A 17,249-nucleotide genomic window follows, 5' to 3' on the forward strand; every position below is an offset into this window, starting at 1 on the left:
CGTTCAACGGTGATGCCCATGAAGGGGATAAAGGGCCTTGCACTGGTCCTGGCAACCTTGCTGGTTGGTAGCTTAATTCCACTGGGTCTGGCAGAGGGCAACAACACCACCGGCTCGTACACCGGAGCGCTTGACAACAGCACGAGGGAGATCATGATAGCGGGCCAGCTGATTGACCAGCTTCAGAGGCTGAGCAAGCTGGCGGAGGACAGGATAGAGCCGATAAAGGACAAGCTGCCCGAGAACTCCACGATACTTACCAACTATCAGCTTGCCGAAGAGTACACGGACAAGGCCGTGAACGAGTACGAGGCCGGCGACTACTACGGCTCGATACTCGACAGCCTCACCGCGATGCACCACTACAAAGCTGCCCTCTCGGCCCTCGAAGGTGCGAAGGAACGAGCCCATAACTGGAGGGAGCGCATCAGGCTGGAAGTCGAGCGCACCAATGAGTACTTCCGGTTCGTTGAGAGGACCATAAGACTCGCCGAAAACCAGGGAATAGACGTGAGCAATCTAACCAGGCTTTACAACGAGACCAGGGACGCATACAAGACAGTCCTTGATGACCTCAAAGCCGGGGACTACGAGAAGGCGAAGGCCGACTATGAGGCCGCCAAGGAGAAGAAGGATCTCCTCGATGAGGAGCTGAGAAGGGTCAGGGAAGAGCTTGCCTACGCGAACGCGGATAAGATAGTCCGGGACTTCCTGATTAAGGGCGAGAAGGGCATGGAGATAGCCCAGAAGGCAATTGAGGTGGGCGAGGAGAACGGCTACAACGTGACCGAGCTTCGGGAGAGGCTCGATGCCTTTACCGCCCTTTACGACCAGGTCAAGACCCTTGCCGACGAGGGCAGATGGGAGGAGGCCCTAAGGGTTATGGAGGGGAACAGGGAGACCATAATCGAGTTCCACGGAGCGGTTGAGTTCGTGCTAAGAAAGGCCCGTGAGAGGGAGCTAAACGAGAAGCTGAAGGACGCACGCGCTTTCCTCAGGGAGATGAACGACAGAATCCAGAGGGATTCCAAAGCGCTTGAGGAACTCAAGAGGGAAGGCGTCGACACGACCCGCGCCGAGGTTCAGCTCAGGGTCGCGGTTCAGGAGCTGAGGACAGGCGTCGGACTTCTCAGAGCAGGGAAGCCGCTCCAGGCAAGGGAACACTTTGCCGTTTCCCTCGAGATGCTCCACAGGGTGGAGGAGTTCATACTCGCCCACTCCTGACCCTTTCATTTTCCCGGGAGGTGCTCAAATGAAGGTGGGCAAAATCACGGTTCTCCTGATGGCGGTGCTCCTTCTCACCCCCTGGGTAAGCGCGTACTCCGTTTCCTCGCTGGTTTTAACGGTTTACGAGGACGGCTACGTTAAAGTTGAATACGAGATTACCCCCGAGGATTACGAGTCTCAAATCAGCCTCCCCCTCCCCGGAGGACACTACGAGAACTTCATCGTCGAGGACAGCTGGGGTAATCCCGTCGATTTCAAACTCAACAATGACACCCTCATAGTTTACCCCGGCGGGGCCAGCGTGGTGAGGGTTTCGTACTACACGCCTGACCTGACGAGCAAGCGGGGAATCGTGTGGACCCTTCAGCTGAACAGCAGTTATTCCTTCACCGTTGTGCTCCCTGAGGGCGCAGTGGTGGTTGATTTGAGCGAGGTCCCCCTTGAGATAGCTGGAAGCTCGATAACCATGCCGCCCGGAAACCAGAGCGTCTCATACACCTTCCAGGAGCGCCCGTACAGGGGCGGGAGTGGGGACGAGACCACCGTGATCCTGGTTTTGGGCATACTCACCGCGGGCGCGGTCGGGGTGGGTCTGGTTCTGTGGCTTGGGCGCGGAAGGAGAAAGTCCCTTACGGAAGATGAGTTCAGGAAGAGGCTCGAATCCCTGGAGCTGACCGAGGAGGAAAAAAGGGCCCTGCTCTACCTGTTTGGAAGGGGTGGCAGGGCGAGCCAGGCAGAGGTAAGGGAGGCGATAGGCCTGCCGAAGACGACGGCGTGGAGAATGTTCAGGCGTCTCGACCGGAAGGGGCTGGTCAGGATACTGAAGGGGAAGAAAGAAAACTGGGTGGAGCTCAAATTTTGAACCCTCACCTTATTCTTGCACCCAGCTTAACCTCTTTGTCCGGCATGAGCAGAGCAACGTTCTCGCCGTCGTCGGCCGCCAGAAGCATTCCCTGGCTTTCCACTCCCCTTAGCTTCTTCGGCTCAAGGTTCGCTATGATGACCACCGTCTTGTTGAGGAGCTCGTCCTTGCTGTAGTATTTCTTGAGGCCAGCAACGAGCTGTCTGACCTCATCGCCCAGGTCAACCCTGACCACGTAGAGCCTGTCGGCGTTCGGGTGGTCCTCAACGCTTATTATCCTCCCGACCCTCAGGTCGAGCTTTGCGAACTCGTCAAAGCTGATGTAGTTCATCTTCCCATCACCCTTGCCCTTCTTCTTGGCCTTTTCGGGTTTTTCGGCTTTGGCCTCAACTTCCTCGCCGTAGACGCTCTTAAGGATTGCGAAAGCTTCCTCCTCGTTCCTGAAGCGCTGGAGGGCAACCTTAACGACGTCGTCGCGCCTGTAGTACTTTTCGAGGAGGAGCCTCGCGCTCTCCGGGTTTCCGCGGGCAATGTAGTTGAGTATGAAGTAGATGATGTCCTCGTCCGTAACCTTCCTGAAGAGCGGGGTGGCCCTCCTGACGCGATGGCCCGCTTTAATCTCGGTGAACTCCCAGCGCTTGAGCTCCTCGAGGTTGAGGAGGTGCCATATCTTCTCGCTCGCATCGGGCAGGAACGGTTCGAGGAGGATTCCGAGGGCCTTGACGAGCTGGAGGGATATGTTCACGGTTGTGGCAGTCCTCACGCGGTCGGTTTTGGCTGTCTTCCACGGCTTCTGGTAGTCGAAGTAGCGGTTGCCGAAGATGGCCAGCTCCATGACGCGCCTGAGGGCGTCCTTGAAGCGGTACTGACCTATCAGCTCCCCGACTTCCTTGAAGGCCCTCTCAATCTCCTCGAAGGCCCCCCTGTCAAGCTCGTCCATCTCGCCCCTCTCTGGAACGATTCCATCGAAGTAGCGGTTGGTGAAGGTGAGCGCGCGGTGAACGAAGTTGCCGAGGTTGTTGACGAGCTCCTCGTTTATCTTGCTCTTGAAGTCGGCGAAGCTGAAGTCGCTGTCACGAGTTTCGGGCATTATCGCGGTGAGGTAATACCTCAGGTAGTCGGCCGGGAAGGCATCGAGGAACTCGTGGACCCATATCGCCCAGTTCCTGCTGGTGGAGAACTTCCTGCCCTCAAGGTTGAGGTACTCGTTGGCCGGGATATCGTGGGGGAGAAGCCACTCGGCCTCGGTTTCATCGTCCCTGTATTTACCGTAGGCCATGAGAAAGGCCGGCCAGAATATCGCGTGGAAGGGCACGTTGTCCTTGCCTATGAAGTGGATGACCTTAGTTTCTCCGTCGAGGTTGAGCCAGAACTTCTTCCACTCCTTCTCCCTTCCAGCCCTCTTGAGGGCCTCGATGGTGATTGAGATGTATCCTATAGGCGCTTCAAACCAGACGTAGAGCACCTTCCCCTTAACGTCCTCGTCGTCGAGAGGAACCGGAATACCCCAGTCGAGGTCGCGCGTTATGGCCCTCTCCTCAAGCCCCTCGTTGATCCAGCCGAGGACGGTGTTCTTTACGTTGGGCTTCCAGTGCTGTCCCTCGACCCACTCCCTCAGCCTGTCCTCGAAGTCCTGCATGCGAATGTAGTAGTGGGCAGAGTCCTTGAAGGTTATCGGATTTCCACAGATGTTGCAGCGCGGGTTGAGGAGGATCTCGGGCGTTAAGGGTCTTCCGCAGACCTCACACTGGTCGCCGCGCTGGTTTTCGGCACCACAGTAGGGGCACGTTCCGATGACGTACCGATCGGGCAGGAACATCTTGTCGTGCTCGCAGTAGGCCTGCTTGGTGACCTTCTTGACGAGGTGGCCGTTCTCAAGGGCCTTGAGGAAGAACTCCTGGCTCACCCGGTAGTGGACAGGTAACTCGGTCCTGCCGAAGTAGTCGAAGCTTATCTTGGCCCTCTCGAAGGTCGTCTTTATGTGCTCGTGGAACTCGTCAACTATCTCCCTCGGGCTCCTGCCCTCCTTGAGCGCGCGGAAGGTTATTGGAGTGCCGTGCTCGTCAGTTCCGCAGATGAAGAGCACCTCTTCGCCCTTGAGGCGGAGGTAGCGCACGAAGATGTCCGCGGGGAGGTAGGCTCCCGCAAGGTGTCCCGCGTGTATCGGCCCGTTAGCGTAAGGGAGTGCTGAGGTTACCATGTACCTGACCATTTTAACCACCGTCCCGCTGTGGGTTTGGAGCCTTATAAGGCCTGCGGGTTTTAAACATTACGATGGGTTATTAAGAGCTGAGAAAAATATGCAGGATTTGATATATATCTTTCGACCGCCCTCCCTGTGAGATTATCACGCTGAGGTGATTTTGATTTGAATTTCCTCCCATTGGTAGCGGCGGATTTTTAAAATTTCACTTTACGTGCCCCTGGAGATCGATTTTTGGGCTTTTGTATCTGTAACTTTTTGTTACGATGAGCACATTAAACTGTAACGAATTTTCTTCGAAATTCTAAAAACAAGCAGGGGGTGGTTGGAAAACACCCTTATCCCAGTGGAAACCGTTTCTTTTTGCATTTTAATCTGCCTTCGAGGTTTTTTGGCGTTTTAAGCGCTTTGGAATGGTCAGGAAATCGTGTGCACTTTTTCATACATCAGGGGATTCAGCCGGTTGAGCGGGTGTTTGAGGTGCTGCCTCCTCTTTGGCTTCTTGGATCCACGACTTTTGGCGGGCTCTTTTCCAGTGGTCTTCAGAAAGGCTTAAATATTCGAGACTGCATAGGCTTTTACTGGGCGAACGGGCGGAATTCTCGCCCTGTTGCAATAAGACTCTGGGAGAATTGAAACTTGTATAACGAAGTGCAAAGAAAAGAAAGTGTGTGAGGTTGCAATAAGACTCTGGGAGAATTGAAACTGAGGAGAGGATTCGGAAGCTTGAGGTTGAGCTCGAGTTGCAATAAGACTCTGGGAGAATTGAAACCTCTCGCCCAGACTTCGACTAACGCCGTCTGGAACGAGTTGCAATAAGACTCTGGGAGAATTGAAACTCTGGAACTTTCTGTCAAGTATGACGAAGAACCAGCGGTTGCAATAAGACTCTGGGAGAATTGAAACTCATGGTGGTGCGTTGCGGGGCGATAACCCCCCCACCGTTGCAATAAGACTCTGGGAGAATTGAAACTCAGAACTCATATACGGAGCCAGCCACATCGCCATTGTTGCAATAAGACTCTGGGAGAATTGAAACTCAGGCGAGCCTCTGCAACCGTCACCCAACCCGGCCGTTGCAATAAGACTCTGGGAGAATTGAAACCAAGGTCGTCGAGCAGCTCCTTGGCCAGCCAGCGCTCGTTGCAATAAGACTCTGGGAGAATTGAAACAAAGTTTGTGAGAACCCACCACCAAGTTCTGAAGGTCGTTGCAATAAGACTCTGGGAGAATTGAAACGCGAATCCGAGCATCTGGAGGAGCATCGGCACGGCGGTTGCAATAAGACTCTGGGAGAATTGAAACGAAATGGCGTAAACAAAGGCCACTATCGTATCATGGAAGTTGCAATAAGACTCTGGGAGAATTGAAACAAACGCTCGGAATGGTCTTCGGTTGGCTGGCCGACTAGTTGCAATAAGACTCTGGGAGAATTGAAACGAAAGATAGCCAGGGCACAGAAATATGGACTGACAGCGTTGCAATAAGACTCTGGGAGAATTGAAACAGCTCACAACTGCTGTACCGTGCTATGTAGTACTCTGGTTGCAATAAGACTCTGGGAGAATTGAAACCATTGATGACGATGAGCTGCCAGAAAATGCGGCCAATGTTGCAATAAGACTCTGGGAGAATTGAAACACGGACCTCGACAACCTACTTAGCGAGCCGGAAGAAGTTGCAATAAGACTCTGGGAGAATTGAAACAGTGTTTAACTTGAGTTCTCCAGTCCACGGGTCTTCGTTGCAATAAGACTCTGGGAGAATTGAAACGACCCCCAAGGAGGCGAGACAGTGGGGCAGGAAAGCAGTTGCAATAAGACTCTGGAAGAATTGAAACTCGAGTTCAAACTGCGGGTACTGGAGCACGGAGAGTTGCAATAAGACTCTGGGAGAATTGAAACCTTATCACGAGGTTTACGACGATGACGACGCCCGAAGTTGCAATAAGACTCTGGGAGAATTGAAACTGGTGAATAATACTAGCAGAGCGAGCAAAACCCCGAACGTTGCAATAAGACTCTGGGAGAATTGAAAGGGCGGGTTTTGATTTTGGGCATGATCTTCTTATATTGATATCCTGGGCTGGATCGGGCTGTCGTGCACTATCGAATTGACAAAATCGAGGAGACCAGAATATCGCCAGGCGCCTAGTGTGTTCTAAGATTAAAATAAAACTTACTGGCCAGAAACGGACAGAAAATTTGAAAAGCGCATCAGAAGAGCCACTGGTTCTCTATGCACTCGTCGCAGGGCGGCTTTTCTCCAGCGATGGCCTTGAACTTCGTGTAGATGCACTCGGGCAGGCCGAGCGGGCAGCGCTCCGGCGTGGCGCCGGGCCTCACCTTGGTCGGGTCGAGCTTTATCCTGATGTAGGCCTCGTACTCCTCGACCTTCTTCCAGGGCAGTATCTTGGCGCCGTAGATGACGAGGTTGTCGTATATCCTCGCGTAGTCGCCGACGACGGCGTTTTCCTTGAGGATAACGTTCTTCCCGACGACGACACCTTCGCCGAGAATGCTGTCCTTTATCTCGGCCCTCTCGCGAACCACGTCGTGGCTGATGAGTATCGAGCGCTTGAGGTAGGCCCTGTCCTCCACCACGGTGTTCGGGCCTATGTAGGTGTAGGCCTTTATCTTGACGCCGTGCCCGATCTTGACCCCCTCGTCTATGTAAACCGGGCCCTGTATCTCGACGTCCTCCGGGACTTCGGCCCCCTCCCTGACGACGAAGTAGCCGTTCTCCCTGGTTATCTCGTCCATCGCCACCTGGTGGGCGTAGAAGAGGTCCTCGGGGGTTCCGAGGTCTATCCAGTAGTTCCCGCGCGGTATCTTGTGGGCGTAGACCTCGCCCCTGGCGACGTACTTCGGGAGTACCTCCCTCTCGAAGTAGACCTCCTTGCCCTTCGGTATCTCCTCGAGGACCTTCCTGTTCACGACGTAGATGCCCGCATCGACGAGGTTGGTCCTGGGCCTGTGGGGCTTCTCCTCGAAGTGGGTCACCCTGTTTCCGTCGTCCAGCTCGACGACACCGTACTTCTCGGGGTCGTAGACCTTGGTCACCGCAACCGTTATGAGGCCGTCGTTGCCCTCGTGGGCCTCTATGAGCTCCCTGAAGTCGAAGTTGGTGAAGACATCGCCGTAGATGACGAGGAAGTCCTCACTCACGTACTCCTCAACGTTCTTGAGCGCTCCGCCGGTTTCGAGCGGCATCGGGTCATTGACGAACCTTATATCCTTCGGGTAATCGGCCATCTTCTCCTCTATGAACTCCCTGATCTCTCCCCTCATGTAGTGAACCGAGAGAATGACTTCATCTATCTCCTGGACCTTCTCCAGGCTCTCAAGGATGTACTGGAGGTTCGGCTTTCCGAGAACCGGGACCATCGGCTTGGGCCTGGTCGATGAGATTGGCCTCAGCCTCGTCCCGAAACCACCTGCAAGAATAACCGCCTTCATGGTATCACCGTCTACATTTCGACGGGGGGTTTTATATGTTTTACGGCCATAAAATATATAACCCGCGGTGGCGGATTTAACTGACGGTGAAAAGTTCGAAAAATCCGCGTTTAGGCCCCACATAAGTGTTTTGCCCCAAAAATTAGGTTTAGCGGAAAAAATATAAGCCCTGCAAGGGCCAATCACGGTTTCGATACCCTGTCCTTCCCGTCGAGCCTGAAATCTGGGAGTTGATATACCTTCCCCCTGAAGCGGAAGCAGGAGCCGGGGCAGACGCTCTTAAGGGGACAGGTGGCGCAGGGGCTCTCCCCCGCTTCCACCCGCTCCAGGTAGCCGAGGTCTGCCAGCACCTCCATGGCGCCGGCGACCTCGTCCCTTGGAACCCCCAGCTCCTTCGCTATCTCGTCCAGACTTTTCCCCTTCTCCAAGAGTTCCAGGATCCTCTCCAGCATTCCAACACCTCAGTAGCCCAGGGCAGTCCCGATGTTCCATATCAGGATTCCCACGATACTCGCCAGGACCATCATATAAACCACCGTGAAGGCCGCCCACTTCCAGCCGCTTTCGGCCCTTATCGCGGCTATCGTCGCTATGCACGGCACGTACAGGGTCGTTACCATGCCGAGCACGTAGGCCTGGAGCGGAGTCATGGCACCGACTATTGCCTCCTCGCTTCCGTAGATTATCCCGTAGGTCGATATGACGTTCTCCTTGGCGATTATTCCGAACAGCAGACTAACTGCCGCCTTCCAGTCGAGGCCCATCAGTTTCATGTAGGGCTCGAAGAACATGCCCAGCTTTTCGGCGTAACTCTCGCCAGTGCCTATCGGAACGGGATAGTTGCTGAGATACCATATCGCTACCGAGCCGAGGAGGATTATCGTTCCGGCCTTCTTGACGAACTCCTTGCTCCTCTCCCAGGAGTGGAGCATCACGGTTCTCCACGAGGGGATGAGGTACTCCGGTAACTCAATGATGAACGGACTTTCCTCCCCCTTGACGACCAGTTTTCCTATCAGCCAGGCCATGAGCAGGGCCAGGAGCACGGCGGTGGCGTAGATACTCACCGCGACCAGCGCCTGATGCCCTGTGAAGAACGCCCCTGCGAGGAAGCTTATAACGCTGAGCCTGGCAGAGCAGGGTATAAGGGGGTTCACGAGCATGGTCAGCAGTCTGTCCCTCTCCTCGTCGAGGGTTCTGGTGGCCATCACGGCGGGGACGTTGCAGCCGAAGGCGAGAACCAGGGGAATGAAGCTCTTCCCTGGAAGGCCAAACTTGCGCATTATCCTCTCCATGACGACGGCGGCCCTGGCCATGTACCCAACGTCCTCGAGCACCGAGAGTGCCAGGAAGAGGAGGAACACGAGCGGGAAGAAGCTCAGAACCGAGCCGACGCCGGCTATTACACCGTCCACTAGAAGGCCCCTCAGCGTCTCGTTTGCTATGTGAGGCGCTAGCCACTCGCCAAAGGCCGAAAACGTTCCATCAAGGAGCTCCTGGAGCGGCAGGCCGACGGCAAAGACGAACTTGAACATCAGGTAGAAGACCCCAAAGAGGGCAAGTAGGCCGTAAACGGGGTGCGTGAGAAACCTGTCCAGCTGGTCGCTGAAGGTCTCTCCCTGCTCGTGGGAATACCTCACAAAGCGGTGCATGAGGCCGTCTATGAACTCGTACTTCTGGCTGGCTATTATCAGATCCATCGCCCTCTTGTAGCGCTCCTCCACCTCGGCTATGTGTCCCATGATTTCGTCGAGCTTCTCCTTTCCAAGATGCCTGAGAACGAGCTTTATCACTCCGTCGTCTCTCTGGAGAAGCTTCACCGCCAGCCAGCGGAGGTTGTACTTTTCCGCTAGCGGTGTACCCCTGAGAACCTCAGTTATGTGCTCTATCTCCCTCTCGACCTCCGGGTCATAGCGGGGAATCACGGGGCGTTCTTTAAGAAGTCCGTTGGCCATCTGGTATATCTTTTCCTTCAGCTCCTCTAAGCCCACTCCCTCCTTGGCGCTGAGCGGAACAACAGGAACGCCCAGGGTTTCCTCCATTCGCTTCACGTTTATCTCTATCCCGTGCTTCTCTGCGAGGTCGAGCTTGTTGAGGGCTATTATGACGTTATCCAGGCCCATCTCAAGTATCTCCATCGTGAGAAAGAGGTTCCTCATAAGCGCGGTCGCATCTACCACGTTCACGACCACGTCGGCGCTCCCCTTGAGGAGGAAATCCCTCGTCACGAGCTCGTCCACCGAGTGGGCCGTGAGGGAGTAGGTACCGGGCAGATCCACGACAAGAAACCTCTGCCCCCGGTACTCCAGCACTCCCTCCTTCTTCTCCACGGTCACGCCGGGCCAGTTGCCGACGTGCTGTCTCAGTCCGGTCAGCGCGTTGAATATGGTCGTCTTGCCAACGTTCGGGTTTCCTGCGAGGGCGACCACCTTCATCATCGGGAGCACCTCACAGCTTCCTGATCATCACTTTGCCTGCCATTCCCCTGCCTATTGCGAACCTGACGCCTCCCACGGAGATGATTATCGGCCCGTAGCTGTGGGCCTCGATTATTTGAACCGGCGCTCCGGGGGTCAGGCCCATTGCCACCAGCCTCTGCCTGACAGCGGGTCCGCCGAGCACGTTCACGACGATACCCCTTTCCCCGGGGCGGAGTGCATTTAGGGGTACAATCATGAGCATCACCGTTAGGCTGTCCTAATTCAATATCCAACTCCCTCGAGAGCCTTAAAAAGCTTTGGTGAGCCTAACACAACTTAAAAGTTTGAAATCAAAAATTTTCAGGTTCTAAAGGCTTCGCCAATTTTGCAACTGAGAAAACCAGATGCAGGAAAGGTATTTAAGGAGTTGGACGAATATAGAAAGTTGAGTTTGGGAGGTGTGCTTTATGAGTGAAGCCCCACGCGGGGAACCAAAGAAGACCTCCCTCGGCCTGGACGAGAACGTCGAGGGAATGCTTGCCTACCTTGTCTGGTGGGTTACGGGGATAGTATTCCTGGTGCTTGAGAAGGAGAGCGATTTCGTCCGCTTCCATGCGATGCAATCGTTGATAACCTTCATAGGCATCACGGTGCTTCAAGTGATCTTCGGATTCATTCCGTACATCGGCGGCATAATTTCCTGGCTCCTCTGGATCCTCGGTCTCGCCCTCTGGATACTGGGAATGGTTAAAGCATACCAGGGCGAACGCTACAAGTTCCCCGTCGTCGGAGACCTGGCCGAGGAGTGGGTCGGAAAGGTGAACGTCTGAGGCTTAGGTTTTTAAGCCTCCCCGGTTACTTTTTCCCCATGATTGAAAGGGTAATTAGAGACGTCAGAGAGTTCTCGAGGAAGAACGGCCTCTACGAAAAACGAATCCTTGTCCTCTTTTCAGGCGGAAAGGATTCGAGCCTGGCTCTTTACCTCCTAAAAGAAGCCGGCCTGGACGTCTCCGCGCTGACCTTCTTCCACCGCTGGAGCTGGAGGGAAACCCTGAACTGGGCGATGGGTTTTACAAAAAAACTTGGCATCGAGCACTACCTCGTTGATGTTACGGACGGCCTCCTCCGCGAGGCAACCGGAAGGAAGGGGCCGATCTGCATAAACTGCAAGAAGGTGATGCTTTGGAACGCCAAGTGGTTCGCCCTCAACAACGGCTTTGAGGTCTTAGCCAAGGGGGACAACGCCAACGACAAGATCATAGGCGCACTCCTTGACCAGTGCAAAGGCGATATAAGGCTCTGCGACATACCGAAGATTGGGATTCCCTTCTTCAGGCCGCTGATAAGGTACACCGCCGAGGAGGTGGAAAAGCTCGCCGAGGAGGCGGGAATAAGGCCCTACCGCATGTACGAGCACGCGAGGAGGAGGCAGTGGCGCGAGGGCTGTCCGCTCCAGTACATAGACCGCGAGGAGGTCGTCACGGAGGAGCTCATGGACTTGGCCTTCAGGGTGAACTACGAGGTGAGTAAAATCGCCAGAGCGAGGAAGGTCCGCGTGAGCGTGAGGGTTCCGAGCTTCGAGGTGATGTGCTGGGACTGCGACGGGGAAACCCTCGGGGAGGTAAGGCGGGTCGTCTCAAGGTTCGGGGGGAAGGAAGGTGAAGCTTCCGCCCGGAAAGCTGAGGAATGACGTGCTGAGGGAGGTAGTCTTCCCGAACCTCGGCATCGAGGATCCGAAGATAATCCACGGCCCGAGGGAGGGGTTCGACTCGGCTGTGCTCGAATACGATGAAAGCCACTACCTCGTCGTCGCGACGGATCCAACGCTCGGCGTTCCGGAGGAGACCTTCGGCTTCTTTACCTACCACTTCGCATCGAGCGACGTTGCCGTCTTCGGGGCGAGGCCGAGGTGGCTGGTGGTCGATCTGCTTCTTCCTCCCGGGAGCGGGAGGGGTTTTCTGGAAAAGGTGATGCGTGAGCTGAACGCGGAGTGCAGGCGCTACGGGAGTTCCATAATAGGAGGCCACACAGGGGTTTATCCCTCAATCAGGGAGCCAACTGGCACAACAACCGTTATGGGGCTGGTGCGGAAGGACGAGTTGAAACTTCCACTCGCGAGGCCCGGCGACAGGATACTCGTCACGGCCAAGGTCGGCCTTGAGTTTGCTGTTTCCGCCGCGTATTTCCGTGAAAAGGAACTGAGAAAGTTCCTGAGCTTCAGGGAAATAGCAAGGCTCAGGGAGCACTTCAGGTCTGAAACCGTCGTCCCCGACGCCTTAACGGCCAGACCCTTCGTCAGGGGCATGCACGACGCCACCGAAGGGGGCCTAACGGCGCTCCACGAGGTGGCGGACAACTCCGGACTGGGCTTCAGGGTTTACGCCGAGAAGCTCCAGCTCGACCCCCTCGTAAAGAAGGTCCTCGACTTCTACGGCCTTGAGCCGTGGAGCGTCTCCTCCACCGGAACGCTGATAGCGATAACACCGCCCGGGAAGGTTGATGCTTTAATTACAGAATTAAACAAAAATGGAATTGGGGCGTTCGAGATTGGAGAGTTCACCGAGGATAAGGAACGCCTCCTAATCGAAAACGGAGAGGAGAAGGAGTTTCCGGTCTTTGAGGGCGACCCCTACGTGGAGCTGTACGGCTGATCACTTCACCCTGAACCTCAGCAGCGCCGCCAGGCCGCCGAGGGCCTTCAGCTTCTCCCCACCCTCGTGCTCCGAGCTCACCACGACCACCTCGCCGCGGGAGTAGCGGACGGCCTCCATCAGCTCCTCGATCTTCTCCCTGTTCTCGCCCTTGAGCAGCTCGTCGAGAACGAGAAGCGTCTCAACCGCACCGTAATTGACGGCCTCCTCGACTTCCTTGAGACCGTAGGCAGCTAAACCGTTGTTTCTCGCTATGTTCTCCAGCACCTTCTCGACGAGCTGAACCTCCTTCGCAACCCTGTTCTCGTGGTAGACCTTATCGACGGTCCCTCGCTTTATGACCTCGTAGATGCCGGTCCTTCCGGTAACGCTCGTATCTTCGATGACCACCTTCTTGGCCAGCTCGGGGTAGTTCTCGCGCAGGAACTTGTAGAAGTCCTCCTTGACGAAGCCGGGGCCGGCAACTATGGCCCGCTCTATGCCTTCCCGGCTGATTATCTCCTCCATGCTCTTCGCCACGTCGTGGAAGAACTTCTTCTCCTCGCTCTCGCGGTTGGTGGCGTAGCGCTTCCCGCCGAGGTTGTAGCGTATCCCCTTGAGTATCTCGACGCCGTACTCGCGGATTATCGCCATGTCGGCCTCGCCGTCGTCTATGACGACTATCATCACCCTTGCCCTCTTAGATGCCTCAACCGCCTCCTTGAGCCTCTCGATGTGGTGCTCCTTCCAGCGGGGCTTCTGAATCGTTACGACCGTGCCTTCTTCAATCGCTATCGTGTGGTACTTGCCGAGGGGGACGTCGTCCCTGCTGGCGTAGACTATCGGCCCGGTGACGCGGACCTGGTTGGCGAACTTGTGGAAGTTTATCTTCTCGGCCCTAACCCCAAGGAAGACGGGAATAACCTCGACCTTCTCGGCCCTGAGCGAGTCCGAGCGCTGGCTCTGCTTGCGGAGCGTTTTGGCGTAAACGACATCGCCCGGGTCTATGATGTGGTAGAGGTGCCAGAGGTCGTCGAGGGTTTCGGCCTTGACCTTTATCTTGCCCTCCTTGACGTCCTGGTGGATTATCTGCACCCGCTCACCCCCAGAGAAGAGTAGGCGATGGCCTTTAAAAAGTTGTTAGGAGGGGCCTAAATCAGCTCCCTCTCCGTTCTCGTGAGCCTTCTCGCGCCGTTCTCGGTTATGACCACGGTGTCCTCTATCCTCACCCCGCCGAACTTGGGGAGGTATATTCCAGGCTCGATGGTTATCACCATTCCCGGCTTGAGCACCGTCTCGTCAAACTGGCTCACGCGCGGCCACTCATGGATCTCCAGGCCGACGCCGTGCCCGGTGGAGTGAATGAAGTTGTCGCCGTAACCGTACTCCTTGATGACGTCCCTGACGATGGTGTCCAGTTCCTTTGCCGTCATTCCCGGCCTGGCCGCTTCAACCCCCTTCCTCTGGGCCTCAAGGACGGCGTAGTAGATGTCCCTCTGCTTCTCGTTAGGAGTGCCGACGACTATCGTCCTCGTGGTGTCCGAGTGGTAGTGCCTGTAGAGCGCTCCCTCGTCGATGACAACCAGGTCGCCCTTCTCTATCCTCTTGTCGCTGGCTATACCGTGTGGCAGGGCAGAGCGCCAGCCGCTGGCTATTATCGTGTCGAAGGCCGGCTTTTCCGCGCCGTTCATCTTCATGACGTACTCCATCTTCGCCGCTATCTCCCTCTCGCGCCTGCCCTCGCTGATCTCCTCCAGCGCGGCCATCATCGCCTGGTCCGCTATCCTGCAGGCGGCCTCGATGACCTCTATCTCCTCCCGCGTCTTTACTATGCGGAGGTCCCGTATCACGTCGTCAATGCTCACGAAGTCCTCGGCACCCGCCTTCTCCCTGAGGGTTTGCACCGTGGAGAAGCTGGTCCTCCCTTCTATTCCGAGCCTCCTGAGCTTGAAGGACGAGAGCCTCTCGTAGAGCTCCTTCCCCGTCTTGAACTTTTCGACCGGAACTTTGGAGCTTTCCCTGGCTTCCTCATATTCAAGTTCGGGGACGATGAAGATGGCATCGTCAGGTGTGACGACGAGGTATCCACCGAGGACGGGTGATGAGCCGGTGAAGTAGAAGAGGTTTTCCCTCCCGGTTATTAGAACGCCGTCAAGTTCTTTTTCGGTTATGAACTCCCTGAGTTTTTCAATCCTCATGTGGCAACCACCCGTTCCCTGTAATCTCGCGTCCAATAAAACCCTTTCGGGTTCAGGAAAGGTTATAACTCCCCGAGTGATACTTTAATCCATGGTGGTCTACCTCTTTGACTTCGACGGGACGCTCGTGGACAGCACCGGGGCTGTCGAGAAGGCCCTCCGCATAGCTATTGAGAAGACAATTCCAGCCGTGATAGAGAGCGACCTCTATGACGATTACTATAAGGCCCTGTTCCTTTTCATCAAGGGAAAGCTCACATACCAGTACCTCGGGGTTATACACGAGCTGGTGGCACAGGGGACTATACACGAGTACTACAAGCTCATGCCGAGGTACATCAAGGACTTCCCCCACTCGAGGAACGTCATCAGGACGCTCAGGAAAAGGGGCCGCTACGTCATCAGCTTCTCCGGCGAGCACACCTACCCCGGCGGGAAGGTAATCTTCATGAAGAAGACGGACTGGTACGACGAGTTCGACGAAGTGATAACATTCAGGGGCACCAAAGATATGCTCAAGAAGTTCGAGAACCTGCGCGAGCTGTACCCCGAGGAGCCCTTCGTCTGGGTGGACGACAGTCCGAGCAGGTTCACGTACATTCTCGACGAGAACACCCTCCTCGTCCAGAAGGCTTCCCCCTACAAGAGCGATGTTGCGCTCCTGTTCGAGAGACAGAATTTCCTCAAAATCAAGTCTCTCAGAGAGATCCTGGAGATAGACGAGGGACTCTCGGCGTTCGCCGGAGGGGATAAAACTTAAAAATTCCACCCCGCGAACCCCCTTCGGTGGGGGTGAGGGCGATGGCCAGGGGAAAGGCTCTCGTCCTTGCCTACGCCGGAACCAAGGAGCACCAGGACAACCACCATATGATTCTAAAGCCCCTCGGCATCGACGACAGGAACGCGGCCTCAAGGCTCATAGGCAGGAAGGTCGTCTGGAGAACCCCTACCGGCAGGAAGATGTACGGCAAGATCCTCAAGCCCCACGGCAACAGGGGCGAGGTCAAGGCCTACTTCAAGCCCGGCCTGCCGGGCCAGGCCCTTGGGGACTACGTTGAGATTCTCTGAGCGCAACCCTTTAAACACTTCAACCTTTTCTTTCTCCGGTGAGAGAATGGAATTCGTTGAGGTGCGCGAGGGTCTTGCAGGAATCCTTGTCCCAAAGGCTGAGAGGATATACGATGCCCCGGTCTTTTACAACCCCGTGATGGCACTCAACAGGGACGTGAGCGTCCTGGCTGTTAGCGTGCTCAAGCCTGGAAGAGTCCTTGATGCCCTCTCCGCGACCGGGATAAGGGGCATTCGCTACGCCCTTGAGACCCCAGCGGGGGAGGTCTGGCTGAACGACATAAGCGAAGAAGCCTTCAACCTGATTCTGGAAAACGTTAGGAGAAACCTCAATGTTGAGGGCGAGATGCTCGGTGAGAGAAGGTTCGTCTTTCGCGGCGAGAAAACGGTGGTGGCCAACCACGACGATGCCAACAGGCTGATGGCCGAGAAGTTCCGCTACTTCGACTTTCTGGACTTGGACCCCTTCGGTTCGCCGGTCGAGTTCCTCGACACGGCCTTGAGGAGCGTGAAAAGGCGGGGGGTTCTGGCGGTAACAGCTACAGACACAGGCGTCCTATGTGGGGCCTACAGGCAGGCCTGCAGGAGGAAGTACCTCGCCGAGCCGATAAGGGGCGAGCTCTGCCACGAGGCCGGGCTGAGGATTCTCATAGGGACGGTCGTCAGGTACGCGGCAAAGTACGACCTCGGCATCGAGGTTCTCCTCGCCTACTACCGCGACCACTACTTCAGAGCGTTTTTGAGGCTCAGGAGCGGTGCGAGGAAGGCCGACGAGAGCCTTTCAAATCTTGGCTACCTCAGGCAGGAAGCCAGCGGGCGCTTCGAGTACGAGACGGGTTTCCTCCCGGAGAAGGCACCCTCACACGGTCCTCTCTGGCTCGGTCCCCTCAAGGAGCAGGAATTCGTTGAGGACATGCTAGATCTGGCGGAGGAAAAAGCCCTTGCCCACAAGAAGACCCTCCCGTTTCTCGAAGTCCTCTCCGAAGAACTCGACCTCCCCTTCCACTACGACACGCACGCCCTCGCGAGGAGGAACGGCCTTCAGGTCGGGAAGCTCGCCGATGTAATCAAGGCCCTACGTGAAACCGGCTACCGTGCGACGAGGACGCACTTCTCCCCCACCGCAATAAAAACGGACGCACCCTTCGATGCTGTGCTTGAGGCCATGAAGCCCTCGAAGTAG

Annotated in this window: 15 protein-coding genes and 1 CRISPR repeat array; of the genes, 8 read left to right on the forward strand and 7 right to left on the reverse strand. The window is 55.9% G+C overall.

Features of this window, described 5'->3' with window-relative positions; translation table 11 throughout:
- The first annotated feature begins 12 nt into the window (after positions 1 to 12).
- Together E3E27_RS04110 and E3E27_RS04115 are read left to right on the forward strand one after the other, a co-directional pair.
- On the forward strand, positions 13 to 1,224 hold the full coding sequence (locus E3E27_RS04110; RefSeq protein ID WP_371731550.1) for a hypothetical protein: 1,212 nt from the start codon (positions 13 to 15) through the stop codon (positions 1,222 to 1,224).
- 28 nt (positions 1,225 to 1,252) lie between these two features.
- Positions 1,253 to 2,089, forward strand: a complete 837-nt coding sequence (locus tag E3E27_RS04115; RefSeq protein ID WP_167773511.1) for a helix-turn-helix domain-containing protein — start codon at positions 1,253 to 1,255, stop codon at positions 2,087 to 2,089.
- A gap of 4 nt (positions 2,090 to 2,093) precedes the next feature.
- Here the strand turns inward: E3E27_RS04115 and metG are convergent, their stop codons facing one another.
- From metG to E3E27_RS04140, 5 genes are all read right to left on the reverse strand, one after another.
- Positions 2,094 to 4,301: a methionine--tRNA ligase gene (metG, locus tag E3E27_RS04120; protein ID WP_167773762.1), complete on the reverse strand. Its 2,208-nt coding sequence runs from the start codon at positions 4,299 to 4,301 to the stop codon at positions 2,094 to 2,096.
- 600 nt (positions 4,302 to 4,901) lie between these two features.
- Positions 4,902 to 6,330: a CRISPR direct-repeat array (repeat unit 30 nt; unit sequence GTTGCAATAAGACTCTGGGAGAATTGAAAC).
- A 178-nt stretch (positions 6,331 to 6,508) separates the two neighbouring features.
- Complete coding sequence (locus E3E27_RS04125; RefSeq protein ID WP_167773512.1) at positions 6,509 to 7,750, reverse strand: sugar phosphate nucleotidyltransferase; 1,242 nt, start codon at positions 7,748 to 7,750, stop codon at positions 6,509 to 6,511.
- 182 nt (positions 7,751 to 7,932) lie between these two features.
- Positions 7,933 to 8,202, reverse strand: coding sequence for a DNA-binding protein (locus tag E3E27_RS04130; RefSeq protein ID WP_167773513.1), 270 nt, complete (start codon positions 8,200 to 8,202; stop codon positions 7,933 to 7,935).
- Between the two features lie 9 nt (positions 8,203 to 8,211).
- A complete protein-coding gene (feoB, locus tag E3E27_RS04135) occupies positions 8,212 to 10,188 on the reverse strand; it encodes a ferrous iron transport protein B (protein ID WP_167773514.1) in 1,977 nt (658 codons plus the stop codon).
- A 10-nt stretch (positions 10,189 to 10,198) separates the two neighbouring features.
- Positions 10,199 to 10,426: a FeoA domain-containing protein gene (locus tag E3E27_RS04140; protein ID WP_014787962.1), complete on the reverse strand. Its 228-nt coding sequence runs from the start codon at positions 10,424 to 10,426 to the stop codon at positions 10,199 to 10,201.
- 211 nt (positions 10,427 to 10,637) lie between these two features.
- Between E3E27_RS04140 and E3E27_RS04145 the strand changes: the two genes are divergently transcribed.
- From E3E27_RS04145 to E3E27_RS04155, 3 genes are read left to right on the forward strand one after another with little or no spacing between them, the layout of a single operon-like run.
- Entirely contained in the window at positions 10,638 to 11,000 is a 363-nt protein-coding gene (locus E3E27_RS04145; protein ID WP_014787961.1) for a DUF4870 domain-containing protein, read from the forward strand.
- A 38-nt stretch (positions 11,001 to 11,038) separates the two neighbouring features.
- Positions 11,039 to 11,860 (forward strand): 7-cyano-7-deazaguanine synthase, encoded by an 822-nt coding sequence (locus tag E3E27_RS04150; protein ID WP_167773515.1) that lies wholly within the window; start codon positions 11,039 to 11,041, stop codon positions 11,858 to 11,860.
- The gene (locus E3E27_RS04155) at positions 11,829 to 12,821 is read left to right on the forward strand and encodes an AIR synthase family protein (protein WP_167773516.1); all 993 of its coding nucleotides are present in this window, start codon (positions 11,829 to 11,831) and stop codon (positions 12,819 to 12,821) included. Before E3E27_RS04150 ends, E3E27_RS04155 begins: the two co-directional genes overlap by 32 nt.
- Here the strand turns inward: E3E27_RS04155 and E3E27_RS04160 are convergent, their stop codons facing one another.
- Together E3E27_RS04160 and pepQ are read right to left on the reverse strand one after the other, a co-directional pair.
- A complete protein-coding gene (locus tag E3E27_RS04160) occupies positions 12,822 to 13,895 on the reverse strand; it encodes an mRNA surveillance protein pelota (RefSeq protein ID WP_167773517.1) in 1,074 nt (357 codons plus the stop codon).
- Positions 13,896 to 13,951: 56 nt separating this feature from the next.
- Positions 13,952 to 14,998, reverse strand: a complete 1,047-nt coding sequence (gene pepQ, locus E3E27_RS04165; RefSeq protein ID WP_167773518.1) for a Xaa-Pro dipeptidase PepQ — start codon at positions 14,996 to 14,998, stop codon at positions 13,952 to 13,954.
- A 91-nt stretch (positions 14,999 to 15,089) separates the two neighbouring features.
- Here pepQ and E3E27_RS04170 point away from each other — a divergent pair, with 91 nt between their 5' ends.
- Genes E3E27_RS04170 through E3E27_RS04180 form a run of 3 tightly spaced genes read left to right on the forward strand, consistent with a single transcriptional unit; the run spans position 15,090 to position 17,249 of the window.
- Positions 15,090 to 15,758 (forward strand): haloacid dehalogenase, encoded by a 669-nt coding sequence (locus E3E27_RS04170; protein WP_167773519.1) that lies wholly within the window; start codon positions 15,090 to 15,092, stop codon positions 15,756 to 15,758.
- Positions 15,759 to 15,799: 41 nt separating this feature from the next.
- Positions 15,800 to 16,066: a 50S ribosomal protein L35ae gene (locus E3E27_RS04175; protein ID WP_014787955.1), complete on the forward strand. Its 267-nt coding sequence runs from the start codon at positions 15,800 to 15,802 to the stop codon at positions 16,064 to 16,066.
- A gap of 46 nt (positions 16,067 to 16,112) precedes the next feature.
- The gene (locus E3E27_RS04180; protein ID WP_167773520.1) at positions 16,113 to 17,249 is read left to right on the forward strand and encodes a tRNA (guanine(10)-N(2))-dimethyltransferase; all 1,137 of its coding nucleotides are present in this window, start codon (positions 16,113 to 16,115) and stop codon (positions 17,247 to 17,249) included.

The organism is Thermococcus sp. MV11, from assembly GCF_012027285.1.
In the GTDB taxonomy this organism is placed as follows: domain Archaea; phylum Methanobacteriota_B; class Thermococci; order Thermococcales; family Thermococcaceae; genus Thermococcus; species Thermococcus cleftensis.

Excerpts from the sequence above, each read along its gene's own strand:
- E3E27_RS04110 (WP_371731550.1), top strand. The coding sequence starts at position 13 with ATGCCCATGAAGGGGATAAAGGGCCTTGCACTGGTCCTGGCAACCTTG.
- E3E27_RS04115 (WP_167773511.1), top strand. The coding sequence starts at position 1,253 with ATGAAGGTGGGCAAAATCACGGTTCTCCTGATGGCGGTGCTCCTTCTC.
- metG (WP_167773762.1), bottom strand. The coding sequence starts at position 4,301 with ATGGTCAGGTACATGGTAACCTCAGCACTCCCTTACGCTAACGGGCCG.
- E3E27_RS04125 (WP_167773512.1), bottom strand. The coding sequence starts at position 7,750 with ATGAAGGCGGTTATTCTTGCAGGTGGTTTCGGGACGAGGCTGAGGCCA.
- E3E27_RS04130 (WP_167773513.1), bottom strand. The coding sequence starts at position 8,202 with ATGCTGGAGAGGATCCTGGAACTCTTGGAGAAGGGGAAAAGTCTGGAC.
- feoB (WP_167773514.1), bottom strand. The coding sequence starts at position 10,188 with ATGATGAAGGTGGTCGCCCTCGCAGGAAACCCGAACGTTGGCAAGACG.
- E3E27_RS04140 (WP_014787962.1), bottom strand. The coding sequence starts at position 10,426 with ATGATTGTACCCCTAAATGCACTCCGCCCCGGGGAAAGGGGTATCGTC.
- E3E27_RS04145 (WP_014787961.1), top strand. The coding sequence starts at position 10,638 with ATGAGTGAAGCCCCACGCGGGGAACCAAAGAAGACCTCCCTCGGCCTG.
- E3E27_RS04150 (WP_167773515.1), top strand. The coding sequence starts at position 11,039 with ATGATTGAAAGGGTAATTAGAGACGTCAGAGAGTTCTCGAGGAAGAAC.
- pepQ (WP_167773518.1), bottom strand. The coding sequence starts at position 14,998 with ATGAGGATTGAAAAACTCAGGGAGTTCATAACCGAAAAAGAACTTGAC.
- E3E27_RS04170 (WP_167773519.1), top strand. The coding sequence starts at position 15,090 with ATGGTGGTCTACCTCTTTGACTTCGACGGGACGCTCGTGGACAGCACC.
- E3E27_RS04175 (WP_014787955.1), top strand. The coding sequence starts at position 15,800 with ATGGCCAGGGGAAAGGCTCTCGTCCTTGCCTACGCCGGAACCAAGGAG.
- E3E27_RS04180 (WP_167773520.1), top strand. The coding sequence starts at position 16,113 with ATGGAATTCGTTGAGGTGCGCGAGGGTCTTGCAGGAATCCTTGTCCCA.